This is a genomic window from Actinoplanes sp. CA-030573, from assembly GCF_050951115.1.
Taxonomy (GTDB): Bacteria; Actinomycetota; Actinomycetes; order Mycobacteriales; family Micromonosporaceae; genus Actinoplanes.
Genome location: NZ_CP192038.1, coordinates 853,967 through 880,948 on the forward strand (window position 1 = coordinate 853,967; position 26,982 = coordinate 880,948).

24 protein-coding genes are annotated in these 26,982 nt (G+C 70.9%); 17 read left to right on the forward strand and 7 right to left on the reverse strand.

Going from position 1 to position 26,982, the window contains the following annotated elements; all coding sequences use genetic code 11:
* Nucleotides 1-66: 66 nt before the first annotated feature.
* The 7 genes from ACQP2F_RS04075 (at nt 67) to ACQP2F_RS04105 (ending at nt 8,534) form a co-directional block, all read left to right on the forward strand.
* The gene (locus tag ACQP2F_RS04075; protein ID WP_433300727.1) at nt 67-1,257 is read left to right on the forward strand and encodes a class I SAM-dependent methyltransferase; all 1,191 of its coding nucleotides are present in this window, start codon (nt 67-69) and stop codon (nt 1,255-1,257) included.
* A 75-nt stretch (nt 1,258-1,332) separates the two neighbouring features.
* Complete coding sequence (ybaK, locus tag ACQP2F_RS04080; RefSeq protein WP_433300729.1) at nt 1,333-1,818, forward strand: Cys-tRNA(Pro) deacylase; 486 nt, start codon at nt 1,333-1,335, stop codon at nt 1,816-1,818.
* A gap of 377 nt (nt 1,819-2,195) precedes the next feature.
* Entirely contained in the window at nt 2,196-3,302 is a 1,107-nt protein-coding gene (locus tag ACQP2F_RS04085) for a sugar ABC transporter substrate-binding protein (protein WP_433300731.1), read from the forward strand.
* Nucleotides 3,303-3,454: 152 nt separating this feature from the next.
* Nucleotides 3,455-4,270 carry an ATP-binding cassette domain-containing protein gene (locus tag ACQP2F_RS04090; protein ID WP_433300733.1) on the forward strand — a complete coding sequence of 272 codons (816 nt, stop codon included), beginning with the start codon at nt 3,455-3,457 and terminating at the stop codon, nt 4,268-4,270.
* A complete protein-coding gene (locus ACQP2F_RS04095; protein ID WP_433300735.1) occupies nt 4,267-5,523 on the forward strand; it encodes a sugar ABC transporter permease in 1,257 nt (418 codons plus the stop codon). The genes ACQP2F_RS04090 and ACQP2F_RS04095 overlap by 4 nt, the downstream gene beginning before the upstream one ends.
* A 31-nt stretch (nt 5,524-5,554) precedes the next feature.
* Nucleotides 5,555-6,730, forward strand: coding sequence for an ROK family protein (locus ACQP2F_RS04100; protein WP_433300736.1), 1,176 nt, complete (start codon nt 5,555-5,557; stop codon nt 6,728-6,730).
* A 94-nt stretch (nt 6,731-6,824) separates the two neighbouring features.
* Nucleotides 6,825-8,534 (forward strand): molybdopterin-dependent oxidoreductase, encoded by a 1,710-nt coding sequence (locus ACQP2F_RS04105; protein ID WP_433300738.1) that lies wholly within the window; start codon nt 6,825-6,827, stop codon nt 8,532-8,534.
* Nucleotides 8,535-8,700: 166 nt separating this feature from the next.
* Here ACQP2F_RS04105 and ACQP2F_RS04110 read toward each other — a convergent pair whose 3' ends face one another.
* Complete coding sequence (locus ACQP2F_RS04110) at nt 8,701-9,090, reverse strand: WhiB family transcriptional regulator (protein ID WP_433300740.1); 390 nt, start codon at nt 9,088-9,090, stop codon at nt 8,701-8,703.
* 210 nt (nt 9,091-9,300) lie between these two features.
* On the opposite strand from ACQP2F_RS04110, the gene ACQP2F_RS04115 reads away from it, so the two are divergent.
* On the forward strand, nt 9,301-10,149 hold the full coding sequence (locus ACQP2F_RS04115; protein WP_433300742.1) for a response regulator transcription factor: 849 nt from the start codon (nt 9,301-9,303) through the stop codon (nt 10,147-10,149).
* Nucleotides 10,150-10,176: 27 nt separating this feature from the next.
* Here ACQP2F_RS04115 and ACQP2F_RS04120 read toward each other — a convergent pair whose 3' ends face one another.
* Nucleotides 10,177-10,572, reverse strand: coding sequence for a DUF5319 domain-containing protein (locus ACQP2F_RS04120; RefSeq protein ID WP_433300744.1), 396 nt, complete (start codon nt 10,570-10,572; stop codon nt 10,177-10,179).
* A gap of 78 nt (nt 10,573-10,650) precedes the next feature.
* Between ACQP2F_RS04120 and guaB the strand changes: the two genes are divergently transcribed.
* The 3 genes from guaB to ACQP2F_RS04135 are packed head-to-tail and all read left to right on the forward strand — an operon-like array spanning nt 10,651 to nt 14,741.
* Nucleotides 10,651-12,183, forward strand: a complete 1,533-nt coding sequence (guaB, locus tag ACQP2F_RS04125) for an IMP dehydrogenase (RefSeq protein WP_433300746.1) — start codon at nt 10,651-10,653, stop codon at nt 12,181-12,183.
* Between the two features lie 20 nt (nt 12,184-12,203).
* Nucleotides 12,204-13,322, forward strand: coding sequence for a GuaB3 family IMP dehydrogenase-related protein (locus ACQP2F_RS04130; protein WP_433300748.1), 1,119 nt, complete (start codon nt 12,204-12,206; stop codon nt 13,320-13,322).
* A gap of 12 nt (nt 13,323-13,334) precedes the next feature.
* The gene (locus ACQP2F_RS04135; protein ID WP_433300750.1) at nt 13,335-14,741 is read left to right on the forward strand and encodes a M1 family metallopeptidase; all 1,407 of its coding nucleotides are present in this window, start codon (nt 13,335-13,337) and stop codon (nt 14,739-14,741) included.
* Here the strand turns inward: ACQP2F_RS04135 and ACQP2F_RS04140 are convergent, their stop codons facing one another.
* Nucleotides 14,742-15,854 (reverse strand): LCP family protein, encoded by a 1,113-nt coding sequence (locus tag ACQP2F_RS04140; RefSeq protein WP_433300752.1) that lies wholly within the window; start codon nt 15,852-15,854, stop codon nt 14,742-14,744.
* A 65-nt stretch (nt 15,855-15,919) separates the two neighbouring features.
* Between ACQP2F_RS04140 and ACQP2F_RS04145 the strand changes: the two genes are divergently transcribed.
* The 3 genes from ACQP2F_RS04145 (at nt 15,920) to guaA (ending at nt 20,297) form a co-directional block, all read left to right on the forward strand.
* Nucleotides 15,920-17,485 (forward strand): S8 family serine peptidase, encoded by a 1,566-nt coding sequence (locus ACQP2F_RS04145; RefSeq protein ID WP_433300754.1) that lies wholly within the window; start codon nt 15,920-15,922, stop codon nt 17,483-17,485.
* A gap of 104 nt (nt 17,486-17,589) precedes the next feature.
* Complete coding sequence (locus tag ACQP2F_RS04150; protein WP_433300756.1) at nt 17,590-18,708, forward strand: S8 family serine peptidase; 1,119 nt, start codon at nt 17,590-17,592, stop codon at nt 18,706-18,708.
* A gap of 41 nt (nt 18,709-18,749) precedes the next feature.
* On the forward strand, nt 18,750-20,297 hold the full coding sequence (gene guaA / locus ACQP2F_RS04155; protein WP_433300758.1) for a glutamine-hydrolyzing GMP synthase: 1,548 nt from the start codon (nt 18,750-18,752) through the stop codon (nt 20,295-20,297).
* Nucleotides 20,298-20,306: 9 nt separating this feature from the next.
* On the opposite strand, the gene ACQP2F_RS04160 is transcribed toward guaA, so the two are convergent.
* The gene (locus tag ACQP2F_RS04160; RefSeq protein ID WP_433300759.1) at nt 20,307-20,549 is read right to left on the reverse strand and encodes a PspC domain-containing protein; all 243 of its coding nucleotides are present in this window, start codon (nt 20,547-20,549) and stop codon (nt 20,307-20,309) included.
* A gap of 228 nt (nt 20,550-20,777) precedes the next feature.
* Here ACQP2F_RS04160 and ACQP2F_RS04165 point away from each other — a divergent pair, with 228 nt between their 5' ends.
* From ACQP2F_RS04165 to ACQP2F_RS04175, 3 genes are all read left to right on the forward strand, one after another.
* Entirely contained in the window at nt 20,778-21,728 is a 951-nt protein-coding gene (locus tag ACQP2F_RS04165; protein ID WP_433300760.1) for an NUDIX hydrolase, read from the forward strand.
* 58 nt (nt 21,729-21,786) lie between these two features.
* Nucleotides 21,787-22,635, forward strand: coding sequence for an NUDIX domain-containing protein (locus tag ACQP2F_RS04170; protein ID WP_433300762.1), 849 nt, complete (start codon nt 21,787-21,789; stop codon nt 22,633-22,635).
* 266 nt (nt 22,636-22,901) lie between these two features.
* Nucleotides 22,902-23,813 carry a CDP-alcohol phosphatidyltransferase family protein gene (locus tag ACQP2F_RS04175; protein WP_433300763.1) on the forward strand — a complete coding sequence of 304 codons (912 nt, stop codon included), beginning with the start codon at nt 22,902-22,904 and terminating at the stop codon, nt 23,811-23,813.
* Nucleotides 23,814-23,870: 57 nt separating this feature from the next.
* Here ACQP2F_RS04175 and ACQP2F_RS04180 read toward each other — a convergent pair whose 3' ends face one another.
* Genes ACQP2F_RS04180 through ACQP2F_RS04190 form a run of 3 tightly spaced genes read right to left on the reverse strand, consistent with a single transcriptional unit; the run spans nt 23,871 to nt 26,931 of the window.
* Complete coding sequence (locus tag ACQP2F_RS04180; protein WP_433300765.1) at nt 23,871-25,115, reverse strand: phosphatidylserine decarboxylase; 1,245 nt, start codon at nt 25,113-25,115, stop codon at nt 23,871-23,873.
* A 50-nt stretch (nt 25,116-25,165) separates the two neighbouring features.
* Nucleotides 25,166-25,528 (reverse strand): hypothetical protein, encoded by a 363-nt coding sequence (locus ACQP2F_RS04185; protein ID WP_433300767.1) that lies wholly within the window; start codon nt 25,526-25,528, stop codon nt 25,166-25,168.
* Nucleotides 25,525-26,931 carry a PspC domain-containing protein gene (locus tag ACQP2F_RS04190; protein WP_433300769.1) on the reverse strand — a complete coding sequence of 469 codons (1,407 nt, stop codon included), beginning with the start codon at nt 26,929-26,931 and terminating at the stop codon, nt 25,525-25,527. The genes ACQP2F_RS04185 and ACQP2F_RS04190 overlap by 4 nt, the downstream gene beginning before the upstream one ends.
* Nucleotides 26,932-26,982 lie beyond the last annotated feature (51 nt).

A 26,982-nucleotide genomic window follows, 5' to 3' on the forward strand; every position in this document is an offset into this window, starting at 1 on the left:
ATCGCGAGGTTATGCCGGAACTAGCACTCCGTCAACCAGAGTGCCAGTGTCGTCACGCCGGGGAGAATGCCTGGCGTGACACCCGAGACGTTAGCCCGGTTGCGGACCCCCGATGGGCTGAATGCGCTGGCCGAGGCGGCCGACGCCACCGCCGCGAGCGCGGGCGATCCGCTGGCCGCGGCATCGTCGCTGCGTTCCCGCGGCATCGACCCCGAGCTGGCGGCGGCCGCGCTGACGCAGGTCGAGCTGCGGCGGCGCGCGGAGACGAAGTTCGGTGCGGCGGCCCGGGACATGTTCTTCACCCGGGCCGGGCTCGAACAGGCGACGCGGGCGGTGGTGGCGGAGCGGCGGGCGGCGCGCCTCGCGGCGGCCGGGGTGCGGACCCTGGCCGATCTGGGGTGCGGGCTGGGCTCGGACGCGCTGGCGGCGGCGCGGGCGGGCATCCGGGTGTACGCGGTGGAAGCCGACCCGTTGACGTCCGAAATCGCGGCGGCCAACGTCGTCGCGCTCGGCCTGGACGCCCTGGTGAAGGTCGAGTGCGCGGACGCCACCACGGTGCGCGTCGAGGACTACGACGCGGTCTTCGCCGATCCGGCCCGCCGGAGAGCGGGTCGTGGCCGCGTCTTCGACCCGAAGTCGTACTCGCCGCCGTGGGACTTCGTGGCCGGCCTCGCCGACCGGGTCCCGCGCACGGTGCTGAAGCTGGCCCCCGGCATCGACCACGAGCTGCTGCCGCCGGGCGCCGAGGGCGAGTGGGTGAGCGTCGACGGCGACCTGGTCGAGGCCGCGTTCTGGTGCGGCCCGCTGGCCGAGGTCCCGCGCCGGGCCACCCTGCTGCCGGCGGGCGCGGAACTGACGGGGACGGGCCGGGAGCGGGCGCCGGTTGGCGAGGTGGGTGCGTTCCTCTACGACCCCGACCCGGCCGTGGTCCGCTCGCACCTGGTCGCCGAGTTCGCCGCCTCGATCGGGGGACGCCTCGCCGACCCCGACATCGCCTACGTCTACACGGACGGCGCGGTCTTCACCCCGTACGGGCGCCGGTTGGAAGTCCTTGACGTTCTGCCGTTCTCGCTGAAGCGTCTGCGGGCCCTGATGCGCGAGCGCGGGATCGGCCGGCTCGAGATCCGTAAGCGCGGCTCGGCCCTCGAACCCGATCAGCTGCGGCGCGACCTGCGGCTCAGCGGGCCGGCCGCGGCGTCGCTGGTGCTGACCCGGATCGGTGGCGCGCCCATGGCACTGCTCTGCCGGGCGTCCTGAGGGGCAGGTCCAGCTGCACAAAAGGGCAAAAATCGCTTCGTCGGCCGGGAACCGGTGCGAGTACATTTCGTTGCCATGGCAAGAAAGCCCGCGGCCGGAACCCCGGCCACCGCCGTGCTGGCCGACCAGCGGGTCGACCACACGCTGCACCCCTACGACGTCTCGCCGGACGCGCCGAACTACGGGGCGCTGGTGGCGCAGGCGCTGGGCATCGAGCCGGAGCGGGTCTTCAAGACGCTGATCGCCGAGGTCGACTCCGCCCTGGTGGTGGCCGTCGTGCCGGTCACCGGCGAGCTCGATCTCAAGGCTCTGGCGCAGGCCGCCGGCGGTAAGCGGGCCACCCTGGCCGATCGGGCGGCGGCGGAGCGGAGCAGCGGTTACGTGCGGGGTGGCATCAGTCCGCTCGGGCAGCGCAAGAAGTTGCCCACGGTGGTGGACTCGTCGGCGCTCGCTCTTGACCGGATGTTCATCTCGGCGGGCCGGCGCGGGCTGCAGGTAGCCGTCGCGCCGGATGATCTGATTCGGTTGACCGACGCCGTTACCGCTGACATTCGGACATAACCGACTATTCGCTCGTCAAACGCTGGTCCGTTACGACAACGTTACTGGCCGGACGGATCTTTCTCCCGAGAATGGGAGAGATCGGGCACGGCTGTGACTTAGCGTCACTACGTGAGCCACCTGAAGCCACTGCCCGGGAACGGGCCCAGGCTGCGGGAAGGGCCGGAATCCCGGTATCACCGCCGTGTTGCCGGATTGTTATGCCGGGTTACGAGATCCCCAGGGCGCACCGCTTGTGCGACGGGCCGCAACGGGAATACGTTGCCGGGCACAACAAACTAGCTCCTGATCATTCGGCGTCTCGGGGAGCGACACTCCCGGCAGCGCACACCATCGAATCCGATCGAAGGCCCGGATCACCCGAAAGGACACAAGGAATGCGTAAGGGACTGTTCGCTCTTGCCGCGGTCGGCCTGCTGGCCACCGGCAGCATGGCTGCCTGTGGCAAGGACGACAAGGGCAGCGGCAGCGGTAGCGGCAGCGGCACCACGGCCACCGGCAAGGTCGGCGTCATCCTGCCCGACACCAAGAGCTCCGCGCGGTGGGCGACCGCCGACGTCAAGTACCTCAAGGAGGCGTTCGACGCCGCGGGTGTCCAGGCCGACATCCAGAACGCTCAGGGCGACAAGACCCAGTTCCAGACCATCGCCGACGGCATGATCTCGAGCGGCGTCAAGGTCCTCATGATCGTCAACCTGGACTCCGGCACCGGCAAGGCCGTGCTGGACAAGGCCAAGGCCGCCGGCATCGCCACGATCGACTACGACCGCCTCACGCTGAACGGCGGCGCGGACTACTACGTGTCGTTCGACAACGTGAAGGTCGGCGAGCTGCAGGGCCAGGGCCTGGTCGACTGCCTCACCGCGAACAAGGCCGTCAAGCCGGTCGTCGCCGAGCTGAACGGCTCCCCGACCGACAACAACGCCACCCTGTTCAAGCAGGGCTACGACTCGGTGCTCAAGCCGAAGTACGACTCGGGCGACTTCGTCAAGGGCCCGGACCAGTCGGTTCCGGACTGGGACAACGCCCAGGCCGGCACGATCTTCGAGCAGATGCTGACCTCGAACAAGAACATCAAGGGTGTTCTGGCGGCGAACGACGGTCTCGGTAACGCGGCCATCTCCGTTCTGAAGAAGAACAAGCTCAACGGCCAGGTCCCGGTCACCGGCCAGGACGCGACCACCCAGGGCCTGCAGAACATCCTCGTCGGTGACCAGTGCATGACCGTCTACAAGGCGATCAAGCAGGAGGCCGACGCGGCGTCGAAGCTCGCCATCGACATCGCCAAGGGCCAGAAGCCGACCACGGCGACCGGCAAGGTCACCGACCCGGAGTCGAAGAAGGACGTCGCCTCGGTGCTGCTGACCCCGAAGTCGATCACCAAGGAGAACGTCAAGGACGTCGTGGCCGACGGCTTCGTCACCAAGGAAGAGCTCTGCACCGCGGAGTTCGCGAAGGCTTGCACGGACGCGGGCATCAGCTGACACATCAAGTTGACGGGCTAGTCCCGAACGGCTGACAACGGCGCCGCTCACGCCTGCAGGGCGTGGGCGGCGCCGGAGTTGGGTCCACCCCCACCCTTCTCGCCTGTGGCGCAGCCACGACGAACCCGGTCACCAAGCGAAGGAGAACCACCGTGGCCGCGACACCCCTTTTGGAGCTCAGCGGGATCGACAAGAGCTTCGGTCCCGTGCAGGTGCTGCACGACGTCGGCCTCAGCGTCTACCCGGGCGAGGTCACCGCCCTCGTCGGCGACAACGGCGCCGGTAAGTCGACCCTGGTCAAGTGCGTCAGCGGCATCTACACCATCGACTCGGGCACGGTCACCTTCGAGGGCAACCCGGTGGCGATCCACAGCCCGCGCGACGCCTCCGCGCTGGGCATCGAGGTCGTGTATCAGGACCTCGCCCTCTGCGACAACCTGGACATCGTCCAGAACATGTTCCTCGGCCGGGAGAAGAAGCGGGGCGTCGTCCTCGACGAGCCGACCATGGAGCAGATGGCCGGCGACACCCTCGCCAGCCTCTCCGTCCGCACCGTGAAGTCGCTGCGCCAGCTCGTGGCCAGCCTCTCCGGTGGACAGCGGCAGACCGTGGCCATCGCCAAGGCGGTGCTCTGGAACAGCCGCATCGTGATCCTCGACGAGCCGACCGCCGCGCTCGGTGTCGCGCAGACCGCCCAGGTGCTGGAGCTGGTGCGCCGCCTCGCGGACAACGGCCTCGGCGTCGTGCTGATCTCGCACAACATGAACGACGTCTTCGCGGTCTCCGACCGGATCGCGGCGCTCTACCTCGGCCGGATGGCCGCCCAGGTCAAGACCACCGATGTGACTCACTCCCAGGTGGTCGAGCTGATCACCGCGGGCCGGAGCGGCAACATCGGCCTGCCGCCCGAGAAGCCCTCCGACTTCAGCGGCGACGTCGTCGACATCACGCCGGGAGGCGACCAGTGAGCACCACCACGACCACCACGGCCGGCGGCGTCAAGGTCGTCAAGCCGACCGTCGCGAGCCACGTCAACGACTACATCGGCCGGGTTCGCGGCGGCGACCTCGGCAGCCTCCCGGCCGTACTCGGCCTGCTGATCCTCTGCATCATCTTCGGCGCGGCCCGGGACACCTTCTTCAGCGCCCTGAACTTCGCGAACCTGTTCTCGCAGGGCGCGCAGTACATCTTCATCGCGATGGGCCTGGTCTTCGTCCTGCTGCTGGGCGAGATCGACCTGTCCGCGGGCTACGCCTCCGGCGTCTGTGGCGCGATCATGGCGATCCTGCTGACCAACCACGGCTGGGACTGGTACACCGCCATCCCCGCCGCCATGGTCACCGGCATCGTGATCGGCTTCGTCCTCGGCTTCCTGGTGTCGAAGTTCGGCATCCCGTCCTTCGTCGTCACGCTGGCCGCGTTCCTGGCGTTCCAGGGCATCCTGCTGAAGCTGCTCGGCGGCGGCAAGAACGTCTCGATCACCAACACCTTCGTGCTGAAGCTGGCCAACGGCAACATGTCGGTGATCGTGAGCTGGGTCCTCACCATCCTCGCGATCGTCGGCTACGCCGCGGTGCAGTTCAACCGGGTGCGCAGCCGCGCGGCCCGTAACCTGGTCACCGACCCGATGGGCATCGTCCTGATGCGTATCGCCGGCCTCGCGATCATCCTGCTGGTGGCCACCGCGATCCTCACCCAGGAGCGCAGCATCAACCCGGTGCTGAACTCGGTGAAGGGCGTCCCGATCGTCGCCCCGATCATCGCGGTCTTCCTGGTCATCTGGACCTTCGTGCTCGGGCGCACCACGTACGGCCGGCACGTCTACGCGGTCGGCGGCAACACCGAGGCGGCCCGTCGTGCCGGTATCCCGGTCGACCGGATCCGCATCTCGGTCTTCGTGATCGGCTCGTTCATGGCCTCGATCGGCGGCATCCTGGCCGTCAGCCGGGCGAACTCGGTCGACCCCAACACCGGCGGCAGCAACATCCTGCTGTACTCGGTCGGCGCGGCCGTCATCGGCGGCACCAGCCTCTTCGGCGGCAAGGGCAAGGCCATCAACGCCGTCATCGGTGGTGCGGTGATCACGGTCATCGACAACGGCATGGGCCTCATGGGCTACTCGGCCGGCACGAAGTACGTCGTGACCGGTCTGATCCTGCTCGTCGCCGCCAGCGTCGACGCATTGGCTCGGCGCAGAGCGGCATCGACCGGCAACCGATGAGGGTGATCCTGGGCGCGGGGACGGCACGCTGATGCGGGCCGGCCCCAGCCAGGAGGAGGTTCGCCGGCACAATCTCGGGACTCTGTTGCGCTACGTGCACGTGCACGGCGCGACGTCCCGGGCGGAGCTCACCAGCCGGCTCGGACTGAACCGCAGCACCATCGGGGCCCTGACCGCCGAGCTGACCACCGCGGGACTGGTCAGCGAGGAGGCGCCGCGGGAGACCGGCCGGGCCGGGCGACCTTCGCTGGTCGTCCGGCCCGAGTCGTCCAAGGTCTACGCGTACGCGCTGAGCATCGAGGTGGACCGCCTGCGCGCGGCCCGGGTCGGGCTCGGCGGCCAGATCCTGGACCGGCGGGAGACCGACCGGCCGCGGGGGATGCAGGTGCTCGACGCGGTGCAGCCACTGGCGGACTTCGTACGCGAGATGCGCGCCGACGTGCCCGACGACGCCCGCTACGTCGGCACCGGCGTCGCGGTGGCCGGCATGGTCCGGCGCGACGACGGCATGGTCCGGCTCGCGCCGACGATCGGCTGGGTCGAGGAGCCGGTGGGCGCCGCGCTGCGCGCCGAGCTGGGCGACTCCGGCAAGCTGACCGTCGGCAACCACGCCGACGTGTCGGCCCTGGTGGAGTACGCACGGGGCGCCGCGGTCGGCTGCGACAACGTTGTCTACCTGTACGGCGACGTGGGCGTCGGCGCCGGCATCATCGCCGACGGCCGGCGGGTGGCCGGGCACGGTGGCTACGGCGGCGAGGTCGGGCACATGGTCGTCAACCCGTACGGCCGGGAGTGCAGTTGCGGCTCGCGCGGGTGCTGGGAGACCGAGATCGGCGAGTACGCGCTGCTCAAGCACGCCGGCCGGTCCGACAAGACGGGCCGCGACGCGGTGCTCGGCGTGGTCGACGCGGCCATGCGCGGGGACAGTCAGGCCCAGTTCGCCGTGCGCCAGGTCGGGGAGTGGATCGGCTTCGGCGTCGGCAATCTGGTCAACATCTTCAACCCGGAGGCCGTCATCTTCGGCGGCACCCTCCGGGACGTGTACCTCGTGGCGGCCGCGCAGATCCGCAGCCGCCTGAACGCGATCGCGCTGCCGGCCTGCCGCGAGCACATCCGCTTGCGCACCCCGGAGCTCGGCTACGACGCGGCCCTGATCGGGGCGGCGGAGCTGGCCTTCGAACACCTCCTCGAGGACCCGGTCGGCTGAGCCCCGACGGTGCACAGCGGGGCGGTTCTTATGAATTGGTGACGAGCGGGTCCGGCGCTCGTCGAACCGGCCGGCGGCGGAGCACGATGAGGGTGTGAATCTTTCGGTGCGCGCCGGGCTCTCCGGCGTGGCGGCCGCCGGCGCGGCCGTGGGCATCGCCGAGCTGGTGGCGGTCGGGACCGGGCCGCTGTCGGCGCCGTTGCTGGCGGTCGGCGGTGTGGTGGTCGACAACGTGCCGCCGGCGGTGAAGGACTTCGGCGTCCGGGTCTTCGGCGTGCACGACAAGACGGCGCTGATCACCGGGACGGCGATCCTGCTCGCCGCCTATGCGTTCGGGCTCGGCGTGGTGGCGGTGCGGCGGTGGCGGCTCGGCTTGATCGGGATCGCGCTCTTCGCGGCGATCGGGGTGGCGGCGGCGCTGACCCGGCACGACGCCGGCCCCCTCGCGGCGCTGCCGTCGCTGGTGGGTGCGGGCGTGGCGGTCGTCGTCCTGCACTATTTGCTGGAACTGGCCGACGCCGAGATCACCGTGACGGGTGAGCCGGCCGCCCTTCGCACCCCCACCCCGGCACTGGGTGGGGCGACGTTAGCGGGCGGATACGACACTTCGGGAACGGCTGTCCACAGCGCCGGCCCTACCGACCCCACCCCGGAACTGGGTGGGGGCAGGTTGGCGGCCGGGTACGACAATTCCGGGACCGACATCCACAGGCCGGCTCCCGACGCGTACGGGATGATGAACGCGGGAAGCCGGCGCCGCTTTCTGCGAGCGTTGGGAATCACGGCCGGCGTCGCCCTGGTCGCCGGGATCGGCGGACGGCTGCTCACCTCGCGCAAGGCGGTCACCAAGGCCCGTGCGGCGGTCGTGCTCCCGGAGCCACGGCAGACCGTGGCGCCGCTGCCGAGTGGCGTGCAGGCGCCGGGTGCGACGCCCTTCGTCTCGTCCAACAAGGACTTCTACCGGATCGACACCTCGCTCTACCCGCCGCAGGTCGACCCGGCGACGTGGCAGCTGCGGATCCACGGGATGGTGCGCAACCCGATCACGATCACCTGGGCGGAGCTGCTGCAGCGGCCCATGATCGAGCGGTACGTCACGCTCACCTGCGTCTCGAACGAGGTGGGCGGGGATCTCATCGGGAACGCCCGGTGGCTCGGTACGCCGATCAAGGAGCTGCTCGACGAGGCCGACCCGCTGCCGGGGGCCGATCAGGTGGTGCAGCGGTCGGTGGACGGGTGGACGTGCGGCAGCCCGACGGCGACGCTGCGGGACGGGCGGGACGCACTGCTGGCGATCGGGATGAACGGCGAGCCGTTGCCGGTCGCGCACGGCTTTCCGGTGCGGATGGTGGTTCCCGGCCTGTACGGGTACGTCAGCGCCTGCAAGTGGATCACCGAGATCGAGCTGTCCCGGTTCGAGGACTTCGACGCCTACTGGGTGCCGCGCGGGTGGTCGCAGCAGGCGCCGATCAAGACCGAGTCGCGGATCGACACGCCGCGTGACGGGGCGCAGCGGGATCCGGGGACCGTGGTGATCGCCGGCGTCGCGTGGGCGCAGCATCGCGGGATCAGCCGGGTCGAGGTGCAGGTGGACGACGCGCCGTGGGCGGAGGCGACGCTGGCCACGATGGTCACGAGCGACACCTGGCGGCAGTGGAGCTACCGCTGGGAGGCGACGGAGGGTAAGCACACGATCCGCGTACGGGCAACCGACGGCTCCGGGCAGACGCAGACGAGCACGCCGGCGTCACCCGCTCCGAACGGCGCCTCGGGGTGGCATTCCGTGCAGGTCACCGTGGGCTGAGTGCCATTGGTTGAAGGACGTACAAAGGGTCCGACTCGTTTGCGCAAGTCGCTCATACGGTGGCTTGCATGTCCACCGATGCGGTTGTCGAAGAACCGTCGAACAACGCGTCCCGGCCCCCATCCGGGGACCGGGTCGTCGGGGTGATGCCTCGGGCCAAGCGGTCTCAGGCCGCCGGCGCCTGTCGCTGCGCCGGCACGGCCGACTTGTGGGGCCGGCCGAGGCGGGCTTCGAGCCGAGGAAGGTCGACACGTCCGTGATGCCGATCGGCGAGGTCCTCCCAGCCGACCGCGAGCAGCCGCAGCCGCTCCGCTTCGCTGAAACCTCCCCAGACCCCGTACGGCTCGCGCACCGCAAGGGCGTGGGCGGCACACTCGGCCCGGACCGGGCACGCGCCGCACATGGCCTTGGCCTTCGCCTCCCGCCGGTTGCGGGACGAACCGCGCTCGCCGTCGGGGTGGAAGAACTGCGCGCTGTCCCGGCCGCGGCACAGACCGAGGCGCTGCCAGTCCCACAGGTCGGCGATCGGCCCGGGCAGTCTGCGAACGTTCGACATCTAACACCCTCCTCGGTCATGAGGGGCCTTGCTCAGGCCTGCCGCGGTGTTACCCCGGTGATCCCCGGCTCACACCCGCATCTTCGATGTCTTCACGAGCCGCATGACATCGACCAAGCAACTGATACCGATCTTTCCCATTTTTTCCATCTAAAGCGCGTAATGCTGCGGCCCTCGCGTGATCTCCTCTGAGAGAGAAGGAGGATCACTGTGCGTACCGTCCTCGTGTGCGTCCGTACCCCGCTGGCGGCCCAGACCGTCGCGTCCACCGCGGCCCGGCTCGGCATGACCGGCGTCGTCCGGACCGCGGTCAGCGAGACCGAGGCCATGATCCGGCTGGCTGAACGGCCGGCCGAAGTGGTCCTCGCCGACACCGCCGTGACCCGTCCCGACAGCGTCGGTTTCACCCGGCGCGTCCTTGCCCGCGCGCCCCAGGCCCAGCTGGTGCTCTTCGGCGCCGAAGACCCGCGGGTCGCCGCGGCGGCCGTGGCGGCCGGCGCCCGTGGCGTCATCCGCGGCGTCGAGCACGACCTGGTCAGCGTCGTCGCCAAGGCGTTGCTGCTGCTCCTGCTGCCGGTCCGGCCGCAGGGCATGCCGATCAACGGCACGAACGCACAGCCGGCGGGGGTCGCCGGCGGTGCGCGGAACAACAACTCGCCGGCCGCCCGCGCGGCCTATCAGAACGGCATCGGCATGGGCGCGCCCAACGCCGCGGCGGTGCCGGCCATGCTGCCGAACTCGCCGATGGTGCCGGCCCAGCGTGGTGACGCCCCGATCGATCCGGCCACCGGCCGGCCGATGGTGGCGTGGCCGGGCAACGAGACCCAGGTCGGGGTGGCCGACCCGGCGCCGGCCGGGCGGCGGCTCACGCTCACCGAGCGCGAGCTGCAGGTGCTGCGGGGGATGGCCGACGGCAAGAGCAACGCGGAGATCGGCCGCGAGCTCTTCGTCTCGGAGGACACCGTGAAGACCCACGCCCGGCGGCTCTTCCGCAAGCTCGGCGCCCGCGACCGCGCGCACGCGGTGGCGGCCGGCTTCCGGGCCGGACTGGTCGCCTAGGAACGCCCGGGGGACCGGCGACTCCTGCTACTCGTCGTCGGTCCCTTCGGTGAGTGTGTCGTGCACGCCGTCGGCGTAGCCCCTCGCGTACTCCCAGGTCACGTAGTGGTCGGGGTCGGGGTCGTAGGCCGGCTCGTGCACGCGCGGACGCCCGCTCGACAGCAGATGGCGCAGGTTGCCCCGGAGCAGGTCCCAGTCGAAGTAGTGTGGCTCGTGGCAGTCCTCACACTCGATGACCAGCCCACGGATGCCGGTGGGGCTCAACAGCGCCTGGTAGATCTCGAGGTCGGAGAGGTCCTCGAGGACGTCCTGCCGCTCGGCCTCGGTCAGCGGCTCGGTCTCCTCGTCGTCGGCGAGGTCGTCGAGCCCGGCCGCGGGGTCGGTCGGGTCGCCGTTGAAGGGGTCGATGGGCTCATCCTGCACCCCTTTACCGTACTCACCTCTCATCGGATGTGTGCCGGCCCGCACGTCCTGTCCGTCCCACGAGAGCGCACCGGCCGGATGGGTACGATGAACCATCCGTCTTCCGGCAGTAAGGGATGCTCCGTGGAAAGCGACTCGGCCCGTACGGTTCCGCTCGGTCTGACCTTCGATGACGTGCTGCTCCAACCCGTCGAATCGGACATCGTGCCGAGCCGGGTCAATACCAACAGCCGCCTGACGCGAAACATCGGCCTGACGATCCCGGTGCTGTCCGCCGCCATGGACACGGTGACCGAGGCCCGCATGGCGATCGCGATGGCCCGCGAGGGCGGCATCGGCGTCCTGCACCGCAACCTCTCGGCCGAGGACCAGGCGGCCCAGGTCGACCTGGTCAAGCGGTCCGAGTCCGGCATGATCACCAACCCGGTCACCTGCAGCCCCGACGACACGCTCCGCGAGGTCGACGCGCTGTGCGCCCGTTACCGGATCTCCGGCGTCCCGGTCGTGGACGGCGACGGCACGCTGGTCGGCATCGTGACCAACCGCGACATGCGGTTCGTCACCGACGAGAACGTCAAGGTGCGCGAGGTGATGACCAAGTCGCCGCTGATCACGGCGCCGGTCGGAGTCAGCAAGGACGACGCGCTCACCCTGCTGCAGCGGCACAAGGTCGAGAAGCTGCCGCTGGTCGACGAGGGCGGCCGGCTCCGCGGCCTGATCACGGTGAAGGACTTCACCAAGTCCGAGCAGTACCCGCTGGCCACCAAGGACGAGCAGGGCCGGCTGCGGGTGGCGGCCGCGATCGGCGTCGGCGACGAGTCGTACAAGCGGGCCCGTGGCCTGATCGAGGCCGGCGTCGACGCGATCATCGTGGACACGTCGCACGGCCATCAGCGGCAGGTGCTCGACATGATCGCCCGACTCAAGCGCGACACCGCCACCGACATCATCGGTGGCAACGTGGCGACCTTCGCCGGCGCCAAGGCGATGGTCGAGGCCGGCGCCGACGCGGTGAAGGTCGGCGTAGGCCCGGGCGCCATCTGCACGACCCGGATCGTGGCCGGCGTCGGCGTACCGCAGATCACCGCCGTGATGGAGGCCGCCCGCGCCTGCCGCCCGGCCGGCGTCCCGGTGATCGCCGACGGCGGCATCCAGTACTCCGGCGACATCGCCAAGGCGATCGTGGCCGGCGCCGAGACCGTGATGCTCGGCGGCCTGCTGGCCGGCTCGGAGGAGAGCCCGGGCGACCTGATCTTCGTGAACGGCAAGCAGTACAAGTCGTACCGGGGGATGGGCTCGCTCGGCGCCATGCAGTCGCGGGGCCAGGCCAAGTCGTACTCGAAGGACCGCTACTTCCAGCACGACGTGCCCGAGGAGAAGCTGGTGCCGGAGGGCGTCGAGGGCCAGGTGCCCTACCGCGGCCCGCTGTCGCGTGTGGTCGCTCAGCTGGTCGGCGGCCTGCGCCTGGCGATGGGGTACTCGGGCGCCGAGACCATCACCGACTTGCAGGAGCGCGGGCAGCTCATCAGGATTACCGCTGCCGGTCTCAAGGAGAGCCACCCGCACAACATCCAGATGACCGTCGAGGCTCCGAACTACCACTCCCGCTGACAAAGACTGGACTGAGACAAATGCGTGACGTCGTGGAGATCGGTCTCGGCAAGACCGCTCAGCGCGGTTACCACCTGGACGACATCGCCATCGTCCCGAGCCGGCGCACCCGCGACGTGGACGACGTGTCCACCGAGTGGCGCGTCGACGCGTATCCGTTCAAGATCCCGTGCGTCGCGCACCCGTCCGACGCCACCATGAGCCCGGAGTCGGCGATCGCCCTGGGCCGTCTCGGCGGCCTGGGCGTGCTCAATGCCGAGGGCCTCTGGACGCGGTACGAGGACCCCACCAAGATCCTGGAGGAGCTGGCGTCGCTCGACGAGGACGCCGACGCGACCAAGCGCCTCCAGGAGGTGTACTCGGAGCCGATCCGGCCCGACCTGATCGCCGAGCGGGTGCGGACCATGCGGGAGGGCGGCGTGACCGTGGCCGTCCGGGTCTCGCCGCAGCACACGCTCGCGCTGGCCCCGGTCGTGCTCGACGCCGGCGTCGACCTGCTGGTCATCCAGGGCACGCTGGTCAGCGCCGAGCACGTCTCGACGACCGACGAGCCGCTGAACCTCAAGGAGTTCATCGCCGACCTCGACCTGCCGGTCATCGTCGGCGGCTGCACCGACTACAAGACCGCACTGCACCTGATGCGTACGGGTGCGGCCGGCGTGATCGTGGGGGTCGGGGCCGACGAGTGGTCGACCACCGACACGGTCCTCGGCATCCGGGTGCCGATGGCGACCGCGATCGCCGACGCCGCCGCTGCCCGCCGCGACTACCTGGACGAGACCGGCGGCCGGTACGTGCACCTGATCGCCGACGGTGGCATCAGCACGTCGGGCGACATAGCGAAGGCGATCGGCTGCGGCGCCGACGCGGTCATGCTCGGCGAGCCGCTGTCGCTGGCCGAGGGCGCCCCGGCCGGCGGCGCCTGGTGGCACTCGGCGGCGAGCCACCCGTCGCTGCCGCGCGGTGGCTTCTGCATCGCCGGCGAGCCCGACGGCACGCTGGAGGAGCTGCTCTTCGGCCCGGCCGACCGGCCCGACGGCCAGCTCAACCTCTTCGGCGGGCTCCGGCGGGCGATGGCCAAGTGCGGCTACCGCGACGTCAAGGAGTTCCAGAAGGTCGCCCTCGTCCTCGACAAGTAGGACGAATAAGACATGCGCATCGGGCCGGCGGCCGTTCTGGCTGTGGCGTTGACGCTCGGCGCGTGCTCGGCGGATTCGGAAGCGAAGCCGGCCAAGTCCGCGCGCAGCTACGACTTCCGCCCCGGCGCGCCCGGGGCCGGGGATCCCTACTTCCCGACCTACGGCAATGGCGGCTACGACGTCGCGGGGTATGACCTCGACGTCCGGTATGACCCGAAAAAAGGGGACCTGACCGGGAAGGCGACGATCACCGCGACCGCCACGCAGGACTTGTCGCAGTTCGACCTCGATCTCGCGCACCTGAAGGCCAGTGCGGTCACCGTCAACGGCACACCGGCGACCTCGAAGGCGGCGGGCAACGAGCTCGTGATCACTCCCGCCAAGGGCCTGCCGAAGGGCGAGGGCTTCACCGTCGTCGTCGACTACGGCGGCACCCCGGGCCAGCTCGCCAACAAGACGCTCGGCGAAGGCGGCTGGCTGCGCACGGCCGACGGCGCGATCGCCCTCGGCCAACCCGAGTCGGCGAGCACCTGGTACCCGGTCAACGACCACCCCTCCGACAAGGCGACCTTCAAGCTGGCGATGACCGTCCCGGACGGCCTGACCGCGCTGAGCATCGGCGTGCCCGGGGAGAGGACCAGCGCCGGCGGCTGGACGACCTGGCGGTGGACCGAGAGCTCCCCGCTGGCCAGCTATCTGTCCACCGTGGTCATCGGCAAGTACCGGGTCGAGACCGGCACCCACGACGGCAAGCCGATGGTCACCGCGGTGCCGGAGTCGCTGCCGGCCAACGGCCCCGCGGCCAAGTCGGTGGCGCGGACCGGCGAGATCACCGACTTCCTGGCCACCAAGTTCGGGCCGTACCCGTTCGACGCGTACGGCGGCATCGTGGTCGACGACAACCGGATCCGCTACGCCCTCGAGACCCAGTCGCGGCCGACCTACGGCCAGGGGTTCTTCGCCGAGGAGAACCCGGTGGTGGTGGCGCACGAGCTCGCCCACCAATGGTTCGGCGACAGCGTGGCGCTCGAGCGCTGGCAGGACATCTGGCTCAACGAGGGCTTTGCCACGTACGCCGAGTGGCTGTGGCAGGAGCACGCCGGCGGCCCCTCGGTCGCCGACAGTTTCACCAGCATGTACAACGGCTACGACTGGTCCCAGGCGCCCGGCGACCCGGGCGTGGCCCACCTGTTCGGCAGCGCCGTCTACGACCGCGGCGGCATGACCGTCTACGCCCTGCGCAAGACCATCGGCGACGCCGCCTTCGACCGGCTGCTCACCACCTGGACCAGTCAGTACCGGGACGGCAACGCCACCACCGCGGACATGATCAGCCTCGCCGAGAAGGTCTCCGGCCAGAACCTCGACGAGTTCTTCCAGGCTTGGCTGTACGGGACGAAGGCGCCGCCCAAGCCCTGATCACTTGTTCACCAGTGACGGGTGCGCGGCCAGGTACGGCCCGACCTGCCGGTTGGCGACCGCGGTCAGGAAGCCCTTGCCCTCGGCCGTCAGCTTCTCGCCGAGGTAGCCGCCTCCGCTGCCCACGCCACTGCCCGGCAGCCCGACCAGCGTGATGCCGGCCGGCTGGAGGTTGCGCAACGCGTACGCGTACTCCAATGGTGTTCGTCCCCCGACGTAGACCAGTGACTTGCCGAGCGCCGTGATCACGCCCCGGAGCTTGCCTGGATCGGCGGCGAGACCCTGGTCCATCGCCTTGCCGAGGATCGCCCGGACGAGCTGCCGCTGGTGACGCGTGCGATCGTAGTCGCCGTTCGGCAGCCCGTACCGCTGCCGCGCGTAGTCGATCGCCTGCCACCCGATGAAGTGCCGCTTGCCCGGCAGATAGGTGGCCTGCGGCCCGGAGTAGTCCCCACCGCCCGGCACCAGCGTCCGGAATGTCCCATCGGGCCGGCGGTGGTGCGACTTCACCTTCTCGTCGACCGTCATGTCGATGCCGCCCAGCTTGTTGACCAGCGCCTCCAGCCCACCGAAGTTGAGGATCGCGCCCGCCTGGAACTCCTTGATTCCCGTGTACGCGGTGAGCGTCCGCAGCAGCAGCTGGTACCCCTGCTCGACGCTGTGCTGCTTGCTGCCCGGCAGCTTCGAGCCCCGGCTCATCGCCTCGGTCAGCTTGTACGTCCCGCCGCCGAACCCGGCCTTGGCGAACGCCGGCATCTTGACCCGCAGGTCGCGCGGCAACGAGTACAGATAGGCCTTCTTCAGCCCGGGCTCGACGTGCAGCAGCATGATCGTGTCGGAATGCGGCTCCCAGTCCGGAATGGTCACCCGGGTGTCGACGCCGAGCAGCACGAGATCGAGCGGACCGGTGATGTCCGAGCCGGGCTGCTCGGTGGGGGACGGCGTCGGCGAGGGCGACGGCGACGGCGACGCGGAAGGCGACGGCGGTGACGAGGGAGCGGCGGCCGGCGAAGCATGCGACCCGCGGCTGACCGCGATGGCGATCCCGCCGCCGCCGAGCAGCACGACCACGACCGCGCCGACGATCGACCACAGCAACTTCCGATTCCGCACAGCGGAACAGTAGAGGACGCCTTCCACCTGCTCAATGGCCCAAGATCCCGAAAGGTGAAACGGGTATGGGACGGCACCGTATCGACCCGTACGCTGTCGCGGCCATCCACGGGGAAGAAGCGGGGCCTTCGATGCACTTCACTCCACGACGTATCGCGGTGACCGGCCTGGTCACGGCCATCGTCGCCGCCGGCCTGGCGGGCGCTCAAGCGAACGCCTTCGCCGACACGCGGAACACGCCGCCGGTCCACCTGGTCGTCGGTTACAAGCACGGCGCGGCGACCACCTCCGCGGTCCGGACCATGTCCGCGGCCGGCGCGAGCCGTCGCGATCTCGGCGACCTGAACGCGACGACGGTGCAGGTGCCGGCCGCGCGCAGCAAATCGATGATCGCTTCGCTCAAGGCCGACCCCGGCGTCGCCTACGTCGAGGTCGACCACGTGCGCAAGGCGTACGGCGACCTGCTGCCGAACGACCCGATGTTCGCCGCGAACCTCCAGCCGGAGCTCAAGGAGGTCGGCCTCCCGGCCACCTGGCACTCCACCACCGGCTCGTCCGCCGTCACGGTCGCGGTCATCGACACCGGCGTCACCGCCGTGGGCGACCTGGCCGGCGCGGTCACGGCCGGCTACGACTTCGTCCACAACGACGCCACCCCGACCGACGACGTCGGCCACGGCACGACCGTCGCCTCGCTGGTCGCGGCCCGCGGCAACAACGGTCAGGGCATGGCCGGCGTCTGCTGGCAGTGCAAGATCATGCCGGTCAAGGTGCTCGACCGGACCGGCTCCGGCACCGACAGCACGATCGCCAACGGCATCACCTGGGCCGCCAAGAACGGCGCGCGGATCATCAACCTGTCGCTCGGCGGCCCGGACTACGGCCAGGTGCTCGCCGACGCGATCGCCTTCGCCAACCGCAACGGCGTGCTGGTGGTGGCGGCGGCCGGCAACGAGAACACCTCGGCCAAGTCGTACCCGGCCGCGCTGCCGGACGTGCTCGCGGTCGGCGCCACCAACCGCTGCCCGAACTTCGACACCGACCCGACCTGCACGACCGGCACCAACTCGCGGGCGCCGTTCACCAACGGCAGCAGCGAGTGGGTCGACGTGGCCGCCCCCGGCATCGTGGCGGGCATGGACCCGAACGGGAACTACAGCACCGGCGAGGCCGGCACGTCGTTCTCGTCGCCGATCGTCGCCGGCATCGCGGGCCTGGTGAAGGCCGTGCACCCGAGCTGGCAGAGCTGGTCGATGGAGCACGCAATCGAGTCGACCGCCACGCCGATCGGCGGCTGGCTGAAGTTCGGCAAGGTCAACGCGGCCAAGGCGATCTGGGCCGGCACCGACACCACCCCGCCGACCTCGACCGGCATCTCGCCGGCGGAGAACGCCAAGGTGCGCGGCACCGTCACGGTCACGCCGCTGAACGTCGCCGACAACATGTCGGGCATCCGGCTCGCCTACCTGTTCGTCGACAACGAGGTCTACGTCGGGCAGGGCATCGCGGCGCCGTGGTCGGTCAAGTGGAACTCGGCCGGCCGCAAGGGTTCGGTCAAGCTCACCGTGAAGCTCTACGACAAGGCCGGCAACCTGCGGACCCTGACCCGGACGGTGATCGCCGACAACTAGGCGCAACCCGACCGCACCCGGGATCGACCGGAACGGTCAGACCACGAACCGAACGTGAGGGAGCCGGCCGATCATGGCCGGCTCTCTTCGTCTCGGGGGTGGGCATGCGACGGATCCTGGCGGGTCTCCTGGTGGCGGGCACGCTGGTGGTTCCGGCGACGGTCGCCGCCCCGGCCGCGGCCGCGCTCCGGCCCACCGACCCCGGCTACGCCCGCGAGTGGGGCGTCATGCGTACCCGGGTCAACGAGGCCTGGTCGGTGACGAAGGGCCGATCCCGGGTCACGATCGCGATCGTCGACACCGGCGTGAGCCCGCTGCCCGACCTGGCCGGCCGGCTGCGGCCCGGGCACGACTTCGTCAACGACGACGACGACCCCCGCGACGACAACGGCCACGGCACGATGGCGGCCGGGGTCGCGGCCGCCGCCGGCTACAACGGCATCGGCATCGCCGGCGTCTGCTGGTACTGCCGGATCCTGCCGGTCAAGGTGCTGGACGCGAAGGGCGGCGGCAACTACGCCGACATCGCCGACGGCATCCGCTACGCGGCCGACCAGGGCGCCGCGATCATCAGCCTCTCGCTCGGCGGCAACGACGACAGCCCGCTGCTGCGCGACGCCGTGACCTACGCCGACGCCAAGGGCGCGCTGGTCGTCGCCGCGGCCGGCAACCAGGGCTCGCCGCAGCCGCACTACCCGGGGGCCATCCCGTCGGTGCTCTCGGTCGGCGGCGTGGACGAGCACGACGCCCGCTACTCGTGGTCCAACTACGGCCCGAGCTGGGTCGACGTGACCGCGCCCGGCTGCAACCCGGCCCAGCAGCGCGACGGCTCCCTCGGCGAGTACTGCGGCACGTCCTCGGCGACGCCGTTCGTGGCCGGGATCGCGGGCCTGCTGGCCTCGACCGATCCGGCGCCGTCGGCCGCCGACATCCGTACCGCGCTGACCGGCGGGCGGGTGGACGCGTTGCGGGCGCTGGCGGCGCTGCCCCACGCCGACCACACCGCTCCGACCATGAAAATCTATCCCCAGGCGCGGTTCATCCGGGTCCGGGCCTCCGACACGTCCGGCGTCGCGCGCCTCGAGCTGGTCGTCAACGGCAAGGTCACTTCCCGGTACGCCGGGTACCTGCACGGCTTCCCGATCCCGGCCCGGGCCAAGTCGGTCGTGATCCGCGCCTACGACCGGGTCGGCAACCTCCGTACCGCCCTCGTCCGGCGCTGACCGCTCGGGACCGCTTCCGGGCTCGTCGGTAAACTCGCCGGGTGAGTACTCCGCGCCCCGTGCTTGTCGTCGACTTCGGCGCCCAATACGCCCAGCTGATCGCCCGCCGCGTCCGCGAGGCGCGGGTCTATTCGGAGATCGTGCCGCACTCGATGCCGGTCGCCGAGATGCTCGCGAAGAACCCGGCCGCGATCATCCTCTCCGGCGGCCCCTCCAGCGTCTACGAGGTGGGCGCGCCGTCGCTCGACCCGGCGCTGTTCGACAACGCGGTGCCGGTCTTCGGCATCTGCTACGGCTTCCAGGCGATGGCCCAGGCGCTCGGCGGCAACGTCGCGCACACCGGCTCCCGGGAGTACGGGCGGACCCTGCTCACCGCCCAGGGCGGCACCCTGCTGCGGGACCTGCCGGCCGATCTGCCGGTGTGGATGAGCCACGGCGACAGCGTGGCCGTCGCGCCCCAGGGCTTCGCGGTCACCGCCTCCACGCCCGGTGCGCCCGTCGCCGCCTTCGAGAACATCACGGCCAAGCGGGCCGGCGTGCAGTTCCACCCCGAGGTGGCGCACACCGACCAGGGCCAGGAGATGCTCAAGCGGTTCCTCTACGACATCGCCGGCATCGAGCCGACCTGGACGGCCGGCAACATCATCGACGACCAGGTGGCCGCGATCCGCGCCCAGGTCGGCGACAAGCAGGTGCTGTGCGGCCTCTCCGGCGGCGTCGACTCGGCGGTCGCGGCGGCCCTCGTGCACAAGGCCATCGGCGACCAGCTCACCTGCGTCTTCGTCGACCACGGCCTGCTGCGCGCGGGCGAGGCCGAGCAGGTCGAGAAGGACTACGTGGCCGCGACCGGCATCCGGCTCAAGGTCGTCGACGCGTCCGACGTCTTCCTCGGCCATCTCGCCGGCGTCACCGACCCCGAGCAGAAGCGGAAGATCATCGGGCGGGAGTTCATCCGTACGTTCGAGGCCGCGGCCCGCGAGCTGGACGCCGAGCGGCACATCGAGTTCCTGGTCCAGGGCACGCTTTACCCGGATGTGGTCGAGTCCGGTGGCGGCACCGGCACCGCGAACATCAAGTCCCACCACAACGTCGGCGGCCTCCCCGACGACCTGCAGTTCTCGCTGATCGAGCCGCTGCGCACGCTGTTCAAGGACGAGGTGCGCGCGCTCGGCGCCGAGCTCGGCCTGCCCGACGAGATGGTCCACCGGCACCCGTTCCCGGGCCCGGGCCTGGCCATCCGCATCATCGGCGCGGTCGACCGCGACCGGCTCGACATCCTGCGCGCGGCCGACCTGATCGCCCGCGAGGAGCTGACCGCGTCGGGCCTGGACCGTGACGTCTGGCAGTTCCCGGTCGTGCTGCTGGCCGACGTGCGCAGCGTCGGCGTCCAGGGCGACGGCCGCACCTACGGTCACCCGGTGGTGCTGCGGCCCGTCTCCAGCGAGGACGCGATGACGGCGGATTGGTCCCGCCTGCCGTACGACCTGATCGCCCGCATCTCGACCCGCATCACCAACGAGGTGCGCGAGATCAACCGGGTGGTCCTCGACGTCACGAGCAAGCCGCCGGGCACCATCGAGTGGGAGTGACCCCGGCTCTCACCTCGGCCAGACGTGCGGCGCCGGGCCCGGGGCGACCGGCGCCGGCTCTTCCGGGATGAGGAACCAGCACACGGGGTAGGCGATCAGCGCCACGCCCCAGGTGACGACGGCGAAGATAGCGAAGGCGACCCGGATCAGCACCGGGTCGACGCCGAAGTATCGTCCGATCCCGCTGCAGACGCCGGCGACGATGCGGTCGTCCTGGGGACGGAGGAGGCGGCGGTAAGGTGCGTCAGTCATGCACCCATGGTGACCGCGCGGCGGGCCCCAGAACCTCGGTGACAGCCCCGAGAAGAACCCTGAAATGTGGGCCGTACAAGATCCGAAATTCCGGACACTACCGGTAACCGACCGGGTGCGTCGAGTGTGCGTCAACGCTCTGATCTGCGGTTACTCTTCGCCATCACGCTGTCAGGAATCTGACAGACGTTTTCTGCAGGTAACATAAACCGGGCAGAATTGCCGCCCGTGACCCCCGCACTGGAACCACTTCGGCGAATCGCCGCGTACGCCGTCGCCACCGACGACGACGGTCGTGTGCTGCTCGTCCGAGCCTCGAGCCGCTCCGGCACCCCCGGCGTCTGGTCGCTCCCCGGCGGCGCAGTCGATCATGGCGAAGATCCCAACCACACCGTCGTCCGCGAGACTGCGGCCGAGACCGGCCTGTCCGTGGCCGTGACCGGGCTGCGCGACGTGCTGGCCGACATGCGGTCGCTGCCGCACCGTGGCGTCACCATCCACACCGACCGCCTCATCTACTCGGTGTCGATCCGGGGCGGCACGCTCGTCGACCGGGTCGGCCACCCCACCGACCTCGCCCGGTGGCACACCCTCGAGGAGGCGGAACGGCTGAAACTCCGGCCGTTCGCGGCGGAGGCGCTCGGGCTCGGCGCCGCCTCCGGCGACCTGCGGCCCGACGTCGCCCCCACGTTCCCGTCCTTCTACGCCTACCCGGGGCCGGACGGGCTGCACCGGGCGCAGCGCTTCGCGGCCTACGCGATCGCCACCGACGCCCAGGACACCCGCCTGCTGCTCACCCGGATCGCCCCCGGCTACCCGGGCGAGGGGCGCTGGCACCTGCCCGGCGGCGGGACCGACTACGGCGAGCAGCCGGGGCCGGCGCTGATCCGCGAGCTGGTCGAGGAGACCGGCCAGGAGGGGCGCATCGTCGAGCTGATGGGCGTGGCCAGCCACCGCGACGCGGCCTCGCTCGGTCCCGAGGGCTACCCGATCGACTGGCACGGCGTGCGGGCCTTCTATCGGGTGATCGTCGACGACCCGACCGAGGTGATCGTCAAGGACGTCGGCGGCTCGACCTCCGAGGCTCGCTGGATGCCGCTCAAGGAGGTCGTTCAGCTCGGCGAGGAGCAGCTCACCGAGGTGACCGCCGAGGCGCTGCGGAAGGCGCGGCTAACCTGATCAGGTGAAGATCAGGAGAGTCGGCGCGTACGGCGTCTGCCGCGACGGGTCCGGGCGGGTGCTCCTCGCCCGGAACTCGGAGCTCAGCGAGTTCCCCGGCCTCTGGACGCTGCCCGGCGGCGGCGTCGAGCAGGGCGAGCATCCGGACGACGCGGCCGTGCGTGAGTTTCGCGAGGAGACCGGCTTCGAGGTGCGCCTCGACGGCCTGCGCACGGTCACCGCCGATCTGGCGCGGCTGCCGAGCGGCGATCTCGAGCACACCGACCGGATCGTGTACGACGTGACGGTCGTCGGCGGGTCGTTGCGGGCCGAGATCGAGGGCACCACCGATCTCGTCGAGTGGGTCGCCGATCCGTCTTCACTGGCGCTCATGCCGTTCACGGCGGCGGTCCTCGGGCAGCCCGATGATTCCGGCATTTCGGCTATTTCGGGTGAGGGCGAGGAGCTCGCGCGGCCGCAGCGGGTCCAGCGCTTCGGCGCCTACGCGGCGGCCACCGACCCGTACGGCCGGATCCTGCTCGCCAAGATCGCCCAGGGTTACCCCGGCGCCGGACTATGGCATCTTCCCGGCGGTGGCACAGATCATGGTGAAACCCCGGAAGAAGCACTCCACCGCGAGTTGTTGGAAGAAACATCGCAACACGGGCGGGTGACCGGTCTGCTCGGCGTCGGGCATCGTTACGACCCGTCGGCCGTTGGACCGGAAGGGGTGCCGATCGACTGGCACGTCATCCGTGTCCTGTTCAGGGTTCTGGTCGAGGCGCCGACAGAACCGGTAGTGACCGAGGATGCCGGGGGATCCACCGCCGAGGCGGGCTGGTTCACCCGGGAGGAGATCGATCAGATGCCGCTGACGGAGCTGGCCCGCGAAGCTGTAGACCGAATCGTTGCGGAACGGGCGCGTTAAAATCCTCACAAGCCGCGTCTGAAACGCTCGCTCCCACGTACCGAAGGCTGTCGTCCGATCTCTCGCCAAGGTCGTGCGGCTGTGCAATGGTGTAACCCCCCAAACGCCCGGAACAGCAGTGCACGAGGGGCTACGGGGCCACGACCCACCGCAAATATGCAGGTGGGCAGACCGATTCATGGAGGAAACACGTGCCGAGTACCCCTTGGCGCCGGCGTCGTTCGACGGATAGTCCCCGTCCCGCCGGCCGCCGTTGGGCTGGCCGTTTGCGCCGCGGCGGCACCATCGCCCGGCAGGCCCTGCTGGTGCGGGTGGCCCGCCGTCCCGGAGACTCCGGGCGTGCCGCCACCGCCACGCGGGCAGAGGTGATCTACACCGGTCCCGTTCTCGAGCGCCCCGCTCTCGAAGTGATGGCCCTTCCCGCTCTGACCGAGCCGGCTCTGGTCGAGCCCGCCCTGGTCGAGCCGGCTCAGGTGGTCGCCAAGACCGTCCCACTGCTGCCCGGTGAGCAGACCGTCGCGCGCCGGCTGCGCTTCGCCCTGGTCAACGGCTGCACGCTGGCGAGCCTGAGCCTCGGGCTCCTCGCGATCTTCATGGCGATGCAGGGCAACGTCCGTACCGCCGCGGTCTGCCTGGTCGCCTGCGTGGCCTTCGACGGCCTCGACGGCGCGCTGGCCCGCAAGCTCGGCGTCGCCAGCCCGTTCGGCGCGCAGATGGACTCGCTCGCCGACATGTGCTCGTTCGGCCTGGCCGCCCCCGTGGTGGTCTACGCCTCGCTGGCCCACTCGGTGCCGACGCCCGCGGCCGCCGTCGCGTGCGTGCTGGTGGCCGGTTGCGCCGCGATCCGGCTGGCCCGCTTCAACGTCTCGCCGAAGGACGGCAAGTTCTTCTGCGGCGTCCCGACCACGATGGCGGCCGCCGTCCTGGCCGTCACCGTGCTGATCGACCTGCCGCTGCCCGGCCCGGTACTGCTCGGCGGCGTCGCGGTGCTGGCTTTCGCGATGGTTTCGAGCTTCCCGTACGCGAAGCTCGCCCGCCTGCTGAAGCTGCCGCCGTGGATCTGGCTGCTCCCGGCGGTCGGCGCCCTGGTCGACCCGCGGCTCACCTTCGCGGCCGCGGTGCTGGCCTACCTGGTCAGCGGACCGGTCATGTGGGCGCGCGCCAAGCGCACCGCCTGATCTCAGCAACGCGAAAGGGCCGCCCGGATCTCCGGGCGGCCCTTTCCCTGTCCGTCGTCAGAGCCAGCGGGCGATCACCGAGGCGCCGCCGATCACCTTCTCGTTGACGGCCACCAGGGGCTCCGCCTTGTCGGCCGGCAGGTAGACGTCGGTGCGGGAGCCGAAGCGGATCAGGCCCATCCGCTCGCCGCGGGCGACCAGCGTGCCGACCGGCACGCGCTGCACGATGCGGCGGGCGATCAGCCCGGTGCGCTGGGCGACCACGACCGTGCCGCGCTCGGTGTCGAGCACCGTGTAGGCCGCCACGTTGTGCTCGGCCGCGGCCGTCATCGCGTTCGCGTAGCCGCCCTCCTCGACGAAGTAGTCGGCCACCCGGCCAGCCACCGGCACCCGGTTGACGTGCACGTCGAGCACCGACAAGAAGACCGCGATCCGCAGGAACTCGCCCTCGCCGAAGCGGGCGTCGGTCATCCGCTCGACCGAGAGCACGCGTCCGTCGGCCGACGCCACGACCGCGGCCGGGTCGGTCGGCGTCTCGCGCTCGGGGTCGCGGAAGAACGCGGCCACCGGCGCGGCGGCCAGCGCCGGAAGCAGCCACAGCTTGCTCTTGGGCCGGGCCGAGCGGGCCAGCGCGGCCAGGCCGAGGGCGATGCCGGCGGCGGCCACCCCGTTGGAGTCGATGTGCATGCCGCGGGTGACCGGCACGCTCGACGGCCGGTACGCCGGGGCGAGCGTGCTCGCGACCTTGGGGTCGGCGGCCGTGAAGCGGAGCTTGTGCACCCGCAGCGGCGGCGAGTTGCGTACGACCAGGTCGGAACCGACTCCGAAGAGTGCGCCCTGCCGGAAGAGCTCGGCCGCCGCCCCGCCGGTGCGCCCCGGCACCGCGGGGGTGGCCAGCGTGACCACCGCGCCGTCGGTCAGGTATTTGCCGAGCCGGTCGAGCAGCGCCCGGACCTCCTGCGCGGTGCCGGTGACCGGCTCGCCGACGATCACCACGTCGGCCGGCTGCGCCTCGTCGAGGGCGTCGACCACCTTGACGCGGTCGGCGATCCAGCTGCCCAGCCCCTCGATGTGGTCGCGGAGCAGGTCGGCGGTGCTGCGCTCGCCGGCCACCAGGGTCAGCGTGTCGCCCGGGAGGAGCGCCTCGACGGCGGACGCCACCACGAGCGACGCGTGATCGGCGCCGACGACCAGCGCCGAGGTGGCCGCGTTGTGCCGGGCGAACTCGGCGGTGAGGGCGCGGGCGGCCGTGCTGCCGATGCCGACGATGGGTGCCTTGGACACGGCGGGGTACGGGGTCATGACGCCGAGCATATTGCGCCGCCCGCGAGCGAGGCTCGCGGGCGGCGTGGTCAGCTTTGCTGTGGCCGTTCGGTGTCGGCTTCGGGATGTTCCTTCCGGAACCGCTCGGTGGGCTCCTCGAGCAGCTCGCGCACGATCGACGCGTGCATCTCGGGCGGCAGGTCGCCGGGGATCTCCGGCTCGGTGGCGGCCTGCTCGGCCACCGCCGGCACCGGCTGCGGCGCCGGGCGTCGGCCGGAGCGGATCGCCCCGAGCAGCCCGATCACGCCGAACATGATCAGCGCGCCGGCCACCAGCCAGCCCACGGCCGGCAGGTGGATGGTGACCACCCGGGAGACGGCCCACCAGATCGCGACCAGCAGGAAGATCACTCCGAAGCTCAGCGAGACGCCGTCGGTGCGGTGCGGCTTCATCGGATGACCTCCACGTTCCCGGTGTCCATCTGCAGGTCGAGCTTGAGGCTGCCGCCACCGGGACCGTCCGTGCCGAGGTCGGTGACCGACTGGTTGGAGACGCTGCCGTTGTCGTAGACCTTGCCCAGGATCATGCCGCGGCCGTTGTCGAGCGACAGGGTGGCCGTGGTGTCGACCGTCTCCGGCAGCAGCACCCGCATCTGGCCGACCTTCATGGTCAGGGTGACCGCCTGCTGCTGGCCGGTGAAGTTGATGCCGCGCAGGTCGAGCGTGGCGTTGCCGGCCGTGAAGTCGTAGCGGTCGGCGATCTCGGCGACGGTCTGCGGACGGTAGACGCTGTTGCCGACCTGGCCGCCCCAGCGCTCGACGCCGGTGGAGATGCCGAGGCCGAGCGAGGCGAGCAGGGCCAGCGCGATGAGCCCGCGGGCCCGGCCGAACCAGGCGCCGACGATCAGGCCGAGCGCGATGGTCACCAGGGCGGCCGCGAAGTAGGCGGAGACCGCGATGCTGGCGCCGGCCATGTCGAACGCGGCCATCAGGCCGATCACCACGACGACCGCGAAGAACGTCAGGCGGCCGAGCTTGGAGCGCTCGCGGGGCGGCTTCGGCTGCTTCGGCGGGCGCGGCTGCGGCGCCTGGTACTGCGGCGGCTGCGCGCCCCACGGGCCGTGCGGTGCGAACGGCGGCCGGTAGCCGCTGACCGGCGGCGGGAACGACGGCGGCGGGAACGACGGCGGCGGAACCGGGATCGGCTCGGTCACCGGCTCCTCGGCCGATGGGGGCGCGGGCGCGGCGGGAGCCGGCGGAGGGAAGCCCTGAGCGGTGAACGGCGGAGGGAAGCCCTGAGCGGTGAACGGCGGAGGCGGCGGCGCGGCCGCGGGATCGGCGGGCGGCGGAAACGTCGCGCCGGGCGCCGGACCCGGGCCCGGGCCGGGGGTGCCGCGCTTGATCAGCAGCACCGCGCCGACGATGACGGCGGCGGCCAGCAGGCTCGCCCGCATCCCGTCGTGCACGATGAAGCCGAACGAGACGACCGCGGCGGCGCCGAGCAGCACCACGGTGATCGGCGCCATGCCCGAGCGGCCCTTGCCGAGCAGCGACTCGATCGGCGACGCGGGCTCGCCCTCGGCCGGGATGATCAGCCAGCCGATCAGGTAGAGCAGGACGCCGACGCCGCTGAGGATGCCGAGCACGGCGATCAGCACGCGCCACAGCACCGGGTCGGTGTTGGTGGCCCGGGCCAGCGCGGCGCAGACGCCGGCGACGTAACGGCCCTGCTTCGGCCGCACCAGGTGCTCCCGGGAGAAGGACGGCCCCGGGAACGGCGGCGGCGGAGTGGTGCCCGACGAAGTGGTGGTGGCGCCGGGCGGTGGGGGTGCGGTGTGGTCGGCTTCGTCGGTCATGCCATCGATCCTGTCCGAGGCCGGGCCTGAGATGCTTCCGGCGCCGACCCT